The organism is Acetobacter sp. DsW_059 (genome assembly GCF_002153695.1).
Taxonomy (GTDB): Bacteria; Pseudomonadota; Alphaproteobacteria; order Acetobacterales; family Acetobacteraceae; genus Acetobacter; species Acetobacter thailandicus.
The window spans coordinates 1-6,732 of record NZ_JOPI01000018.1; the positions used below are offsets into that span (position 1 = coordinate 1).

The 6,732-nt window shown below is 50.7% G+C and carries 8 protein-coding genes; 7 read left to right on the top strand and 1 reads right to left on the bottom strand.

The genetic code is table 11. From position 1 onward, the window contains the following. From HK25_RS05065 to trpS, 7 genes are all read left to right on the top strand, one after another. On the top strand, nucleotides 1–479 hold a 479-nt coding region (locus HK25_RS05065), incomplete at its 5' end, for a transketolase C-terminal domain-containing protein (protein ID WP_304528637.1). A 3-nt stretch (nucleotides 480–482) separates the two neighbouring features. Further along, complete coding sequence (locus HK25_RS05070) at nucleotides 483–1,223, top strand: TlyA family RNA methyltransferase (RefSeq protein WP_086635524.1); 741 nt, start codon at nucleotides 483–485, stop codon at nucleotides 1,221–1,223. A 123-nt stretch (nucleotides 1,224–1,346) separates the two neighbouring features. Then, nucleotides 1,347–2,555 (top strand): 23S rRNA (adenine(2503)-C(2))-methyltransferase RlmN, encoded by a 1,209-nt coding sequence (gene rlmN / locus HK25_RS05075; RefSeq protein ID WP_086635529.1) that lies wholly within the window; start codon nucleotides 1,347–1,349, stop codon nucleotides 2,553–2,555. A 116-nt stretch (nucleotides 2,556–2,671) separates the two neighbouring features. Further along, complete coding sequence (locus tag HK25_RS05080) at nucleotides 2,672–3,913, top strand: argininosuccinate synthase (protein ID WP_086635525.1); 1,242 nt, start codon at nucleotides 2,672–2,674, stop codon at nucleotides 3,911–3,913. 42 nt (nucleotides 3,914–3,955) lie between these two features. Further along, nucleotides 3,956–4,441, top strand: a complete 486-nt coding sequence (locus HK25_RS05085) for an FKBP-type peptidyl-prolyl cis-trans isomerase (protein ID WP_086555295.1) — start codon at nucleotides 3,956–3,958, stop codon at nucleotides 4,439–4,441. A 45-nt stretch (nucleotides 4,442–4,486) separates the two neighbouring features. Next, nucleotides 4,487–4,960 carry a cytochrome c gene (locus tag HK25_RS05090; protein WP_086635526.1) on the top strand — a complete coding sequence of 158 codons (474 nt, stop codon included), beginning with the start codon at nucleotides 4,487–4,489 and terminating at the stop codon, nucleotides 4,958–4,960. 28 nt (nucleotides 4,961–4,988) lie between these two features. After that, nucleotides 4,989–5,984: a tryptophan--tRNA ligase gene (trpS, locus tag HK25_RS05095; RefSeq protein ID WP_086635527.1), complete on the top strand. Its 996-nt coding sequence runs from the start codon at nucleotides 4,989–4,991 to the stop codon at nucleotides 5,982–5,984. A gap of 2 nt (nucleotides 5,985–5,986) precedes the next feature. Here trpS and HK25_RS05100 read toward each other — a convergent pair. After that, a partial coding sequence (locus tag HK25_RS05100; RefSeq protein ID WP_198945947.1) for an FUSC family protein occupies nucleotides 5,987–6,732 on the bottom strand: 746 nt, incomplete at its 5' end.

The window sequence follows — 6,732 nt, forward strand, 5'->3', positions numbered from 1 at the left end:
CAGCCGGACAGGTGCTCGAAATTGGCAAAGGCCGGATTATTCGTGAAATGGGCAGTCAGAGCGGTCCTGAGAAAGGTGGCATCGCCATCCTCTCCCTCGGCCCGCGCCTGGCTGAAGCGCTTAACGCAGCAGATATCCTCGCAGCCCATGGCCTGGCCCCTACCGTTGCTGATGCACGCTTTGCCAAACCGTTTGACACCGGCCTTGTTGAAAATCTGGCACGCAACCACGCTGTGCTGATTACGCTTGAGGAAGGTTCAGAGGGTGGCTTTGGGTCTCTCGTCATGCATCACCTGGCCAGAACCGGGCTGCTGGACACTGTGCGCTTTCGTCCCATGACCTTGCCTGATATCTTTATCGACCATAATACTCAGGCAGCACAGTATGAGCAGGCTGGCCTTACCGCTCCATACATCGTAAATACTGCTCTCAGCGCACTTGGGGTTCCTGTACCCTCTGCCTCTGAAAAGGCTCTCTGATTAATGGCACGCAAACGTGCGGATCAGTTGCTTTTTGACCGCGGTCTGGTTGAAAGCCGAAGTAAAGCGCAAACCCTGATTATGGCAGGCCTGGTCTTTTCAGACCAGAAGCGTATTATGAAGGCCGGAGACCAGCTTGCGGAGAACGTGCCGCTCGAAGTACGCGGGCAGGTTCACCCCTGGGTGTCACGTGGGGGATGTAAGCTGGCGCATGCGCTGGAGCATTTTCAACTCTCCCCGCAGGATCAGGTATGTCTGGACATTGGTGCATCAACCGGTGGCTTTACAGATGTGCTGCTCACAAACGGTGCCCGCTCAGTCTATGCAGTTGACGTCGGCTATGGTCAGCTGGCGTGGAAACTGCGTTCAGACCCGCGCGTTACCGTTATGGAAAAATGTAACGCACGCCACCTTGATGCAGAAACAATAAGCGTGCCTCCATCTGTGGTAGTATGCGATGCCAGCTTTATTGGTCTGCGCAGCGTACTGCCCGCGGCACTTAACCTGGCTGCGGAGAACGCCTGGGCTGTTGCGCTTATCAAACCGCAGTTTGAAGCCGGGCGCGAACATATCGGAGCTAAAGGTGTTGTGCGCGACCCCGCCATACATCAGGCTGTGTGCGATATGATTGAAAACTGGTGGAAAAATCTGGGCGGATGGACCGTTCTCGGCATTGAGGAAAGTCCGATTACCGGCCCGGAAGGTAATAAAGAGTTTCTGATAGCCGCACGTAAAACGGGCTGATATTTTTCAGCTCCTCCGCCTCCATCAGAGAAAAAATAGCTGGTATGCTTGTTCTCTGTGCAATTCGCAGATTTTTCTGTTAGAGAGCTTTCTCACTCCCTATTTTCTGACATGGTTCCGCTTATGTTCTCCGTCGATTCTCCTTCACCTTCTCACGATGCAGAAGCAGCAACCTTGCTCAGCACAGATGAACGTGCCCGTATTCTGGCTAAATCGGCTTTGTTCAGCCCGCCAGATGCCAGTCTGCCTGACGGACGACGTGACCTGACAGGCCTGTCACGTGAGGAACTGACTGATATCCTCGTAGAGATTGGTGAAAAACCTTTCAGAACCAAGCAGCTGTGGCACTGGATCTATCATCAGGGTGTAACTGACTTCTCAAAGATGAGCACAATTTCAAAACCGCTTCAGCAGAAACTGGGCGAGCGTTTTGTTATTGGCCGCCCTGAAGCAACCTCTGTCCAGACATCAAACGATGAAACGCGTAAGTTTCTTTTTCGTTTTCGCGACGGGCAGGAAGCTGAAACCGTTTACATCCCCGACCGCACAGAAGATCGCGGCGCTGTCTGTATTTCATCTCAGGTAGGCTGCACGCTTTCCTGCACATTTTGTCATACCGGCACACAAAAGCTTGTACGTAACCTTGGTGCTTCTGAAATAGTCGGGCAGTTTATGGCCGCCCGTGATGCCTATGGCGAATGGCCAAGCCCCAAGGGGGATACCCCTCGCCTGCTCTCAACCATTGTGCTGATGGGCATGGGTGAACCTCTCTACAACTACGAGAACATAGCCAAAGCCATGAAAATTATCATGGATGGCGAAGGCATTGGCCTGTCACGCCGGCGCATTACTCTCTCAACATCCGGTGTTGTCCCTCTTATGGACCGCTGCGGCAGTGAACTTGGCATCAACCTTGCTGTGTCACTTCATGCTGTACGCAATGACCTGCGAGATGAGATTGTGCCTCTCAACCGTAAATATCCTATTGAAGAAATTCTGGCAGCGTGTCGCCGCTATCCGGCAGCAAGCAACGCCCGCCGCATCACTTTTGAATATATTATGCTACGTGGCATTAACGACAGTGAAGCAGACGCACGTGAGCTGGTACGTCTGATTGCCGGCATTCCAGCCAAAGTAAATCTTATTCCGTTCAACCCCTGGCATGGCAGTAACTATCAGCCATCAACACGGGAGCAGCAGAATAAATTTGCCAGAATTATTATGGATGCGGGTTTTTCAGCTCCTATCCGCACACCACGCGGGCGCGACATTCTGGCGGCCTGTGGTCAGCTCAAAACTGAAAGTGAGAGGAAGCGTGCCTCCGCACGATAATTTTTCTGCCTGCTGACATATTTTTCAGGTTTTCAAAGGCCCTGCATGCCTTGCTAAACCCTAAAAAAAAGAGCTAGCTAAGTCTTATATCACATTGTTTTTTGGAGATCATCAGAATGGGTTCGCCTGCTACCAGAAGAGACGTCAAAAAAGTTGTACTGGCATATTCCGGGGGGCTTGATACGTCTGTTATTCTGCGCTGGCTCCAGAAAACCTATAACTGTGAAGTCGTCACTTTCACCGCTGACCTCGGCCAGGGCGAAGAGCTTGAACCAGCCCGCAAAAAAGCTGAGATGTTTGGCGTTAAAGATATCTTTGTTGAAGATCTGCGCGAAACATTCGTAAAAGACTATGTGTTCCCCATGTTCCGGGCGAACACCCTTTACGAAGGCCAGTACCTGCTGGGCACCTCTATTGCCCGCCCGCTCATTGCCCAGCGTCAGATTGAAATTGCCCGCGAAGTTGGTGCCGATGCTGTTGCTCATGGCGCAACCGGCAAAGGGAATGACCAGGTTCGTTTTGAACTGGCCTACTATGCTCTGCAACCTGACATTACGGTCATTGCCCCATGGCGCGAGTGGGATCTGACATCCCGCACCCGCCTGCTGAGCTTTGCAGAAGAGAACCAGATTCCTGTTACCAAAGACAAGCGTGGCGAAGCACCATTCTCTGTCGATGCAAACCTGCTGCACTCTTCATCTGAAGGTAAGCTTCTTGAAGACCCGGCTGTTGCCCCTGAAGAAATTGTTTTCCAGCGCACGATTGCCCCTGAAGATGCACCCGATAAAGCGACCGAAATCACCATTGACTTCGTCTCAGGTGACCCGGTTGCTATTAATGGCGTCGCAATGTCTCCGGCAACACTGCTTACCCGCCTGAATGAACTCGGCAAACAAAACGGTATCGGTCGTCTTGACCTGGTTGAAAACCGCTTTGTCGGCATGAAGTCACGCGGCATTTATGAAACGCCTGGCGGCACCATTCTGCTGACCGCGCATCGCAGCATTGAATCGATTACACTCGACCGTGAAGCAATGCACCTTAAAGACAGTCTGATGCCACGTTATGCCTCTATTCTGTATAACGGCCTGTGGTTCTCACCAGAGCGCCGTATGCTTCAGGCACTGATTGATGCCTCACAGCATTCTGTCAACGGCCGTGTTCGCCTTAAACTTTACAAAGGCAATGTCATCTGCACAGGTCGTGAAAGCCCCAACAGCCTTTACGATACACGCGTGGTAACCTTTGAAGATGATGAAGGGGCCTATAACCAGGAAGATGCTCAGGGCTTCATTAAGCTTAACGCGCTGCGTCTGCGCCTGGGGGCTCAGATTGGCCGTAACGGCGGAACGCTCTGAGAGCGTTCCCCTCTTTTCTGTTGCATGAATGAAAGGAGCGTTATGACTCGCCGCTCAAAATTTTTCTCCTCCCTGCTTGCTGCATCCCTGCTGTTTTCTGTCACAGCCTGTGCATCACATGAGGAGGTCGAACTGACTCCTGAACAGCAGATGCATAAGCTGCTGGCTGAACCTGGCGTTAAGGTTCTGCCAAGTGGCCTTGCTTATAAAGTGCTGCATTCAGGCCCTAAAGATGGTGAGCAGCCTGTACCTGGTGACATGATGATGGTCATTTACCAGGGCAAACTGCCTGATGGTTCTATCTTTGACAGCTCTGAGCAGCATGGTGATGGTGCCTATATGCAAATGCCTTTACAGGGGCTTGTCAAAGGCTGGATGGAAGCTCTGCCTATGATGCATGTGGGCGATACATGGATGCTCTATGTCCCTGCAAAACTGGGATACGGACATAAAGCGATGGGTGTTATCCCTGAAGACAGCCCGCTTATTTTCCGCATTCAGCTTCTTGGTGTTGATCACGCACATTAGTCTGTTCTCCCTGCCTGTGCGGGGAGAGCAAACAAAGGCTCAGCCATGCCTTCATGTTTCAGATCTCTTTCATTGCGCTTTGTGGTTCTGTGCCTTGCCGCCACTTCACTCACCGGGTGCTCAAAGAAAAGTCCACAACGGCTTTATGGTATGAACTGTGGTATTTGCCATCATAGTGGTGATGGTATGCCGGGTTCTGTTCCCCCTGTCAGAGGGCGCATTGATATTATTGCCAGCACACCAGAAGGTAAACGCTACCTGGCCGATGTTCTGATAAACGGCTTAAGCGGTGCAATTGTTGTTGATGGCAAGCCTTATGACTCCTACATGCCGTCTTTTGACCGTCTGAAAGATGAGGAAATTGCGACTATCCTCAACTGGCTTTCTGCCCGTGGAGATACAAAACCTGCGCCGACACTAACGGCTGCGGATATCGCAGAAGCAAGAGCACGCCATATTTCAACACCTAAAGTCTCAGCTGAGCGCGCAGAGCTGCACAAAAAGTCTCTTATTCCCTGATTTAATTATCATTTTTTCGGTAAAATCAATGCAACGTATTTTCTCTGGTATTCAGCCTTCAGGCATCCCTCAGCTCGGCAATTATCTGGGGGCTATACGCAACTGGGTTAACCTGCAGGCAGATCATGAATGTGTTTTCTGTCTTGTTGATATGCATGCCATTACAGTCTGGCAGGACCCTCAAAAACTACACGAACAGACACTGGCACAGACGGCTATTCTGCTTGCATCAGGTATCGATGCGCAAAAACATATTTTGTTTAACCAGTCTGCTGTTTCAGCTCATGCCCGCCTGGCATGGATTTTCAACTGTGTCTCTCGCCTTGGCTGGCTGAACCGCATGACCCAGTTTAAGGATAAAGCAGGTAAAGACCGTGAAAATCATTCTTCCGGTCTTTATGTTTATCCCAACCTGATGGCAGCTGATATTATGGCCTATAAAGCCACCCGTGTACCGGTTGGCGAAGACCAGAAACAGCACCTCGAACTTGCGAACGATATTGCCCAGAAATTCAACCATGATTATGGCGTTGAGTTTTTTCCACAGGTCGAAGCCCTTATTCCTCCGGCTGCTGCACGGGTTATGAGCCTGCGTGACGGCACCAGAAAAATGTCAAAGTCTGACCCTTCTGCGCAAAGTCGCATTGAAATGACAGATGATGCCGATACGATTGCTCTGAAAATTCGTCGTGCTAAAACAGATTCAGAAGTGCTGCCTGATACTTTTGATGCACTTGAAGGGCGCCCTGAAGCCAGAAACCTGGTCACAATTTATGCTGCCCTCGCTGACATAAGCGTAAATGATGTGCTGGCACGCCACCAGGGCGAAGGGTTTGGTCCTTTTAAACAGGCTCTGAGCGAAGTTGTTATCAGTGCTATCGACCCGATTGCCAAAGAAACACAGCGCCTGTTGCAGGATAAAGCGCATCTGGTTTCAGTTTTGCGCTCTGGTGCAGAGCGTGCGCAGGCTATTGCGGAACCTGTAGTCACTGAGGCAGAGAAAATAGTCGGCTTTGTTAAGTAAATTTACAGGCTCTTATATTCTGCCAGCATTGTTTTAAAAGACGCATCAACCTGTTCAAGCCTGTGGCGTATTTCAGGTTGCTGCGTTCTGGCAAGCTGCCGTGCTACACTGGCAATTATCAGCCTGTTATATTCAAGCACAACAGGCCCCTTTTTTTCCCATCGACGAAGGAATAACTGAAGCCCCCGACTGATGCGCTGAGGCAAAAACTCATCCTGCTGTGCTGTCCGCAGAGCAATAATGCTCATGCCCAGATTCATAACTTTCAGCTGATCCTGCATATAAACAAGCTTCAGCGCATCAGGTACTGTCTGCGCATTGCGTAATGTTCTTACCAGGCTTTCTGCACTGTCTGACAGCCAGTCTTCCGCATTTACATGGTTATTCATCTGCGCCAGATTTTTCAGGCACTGCGCCCGCCAGGCGCTGATACGCCGCATGCGTGAATCAATCTGAAATGGCAGAATGGTGCGATACGTCCACCCGACAAATAAAATTGCCAGTAAAAAAGCTAATGCCCCGTTCAGAAACGACTGTTCATCATAGCGCTCCGTATTAGAAGGGCCCATCAGCACGACAAGAAACATATTAAATGAAAAGGCATAGCCTGCTGTACTGGCATGACGAGCAGCAAGACCACCAATCGTCATAGGCAACAAAAGCGCAAAAACCAAAAGCTCGGGCGAGGTAATGCGCGGTATAACCAGAAATACGTACAACCAGGCTACAGCAGCACACCATACTGCCC

What these genes read in the sequence shown, in the direction of transcription:
- rlmN (WP_086635529.1), top strand. Translation starts at nt 1,347, where the DNA reads ATGTTCTCCGTCGATTCTCCTTCACCTTCTCACGATGCAGAAGCAGCA.
- HK25_RS05090 (WP_086635526.1), top strand. Translation starts at nt 4,487, where the DNA reads ATGCCTTCATGTTTCAGATCTCTTTCATTGCGCTTTGTGGTTCTGTGC.
- HK25_RS05085 (WP_086555295.1), top strand. Translation starts at nt 3,956, where the DNA reads ATGACTCGCCGCTCAAAATTTTTCTCCTCCCTGCTTGCTGCATCCCTG.
- trpS (WP_086635527.1), top strand. Translation starts at nt 4,989, where the DNA reads ATGCAACGTATTTTCTCTGGTATTCAGCCTTCAGGCATCCCTCAGCTC.
- HK25_RS05070 (WP_086635524.1), top strand. Translation starts at nt 483, where the DNA reads ATGGCACGCAAACGTGCGGATCAGTTGCTTTTTGACCGCGGTCTGGTT.
- HK25_RS05080 (WP_086635525.1), top strand. Translation starts at nt 2,672, where the DNA reads ATGGGTTCGCCTGCTACCAGAAGAGACGTCAAAAAAGTTGTACTGGCA.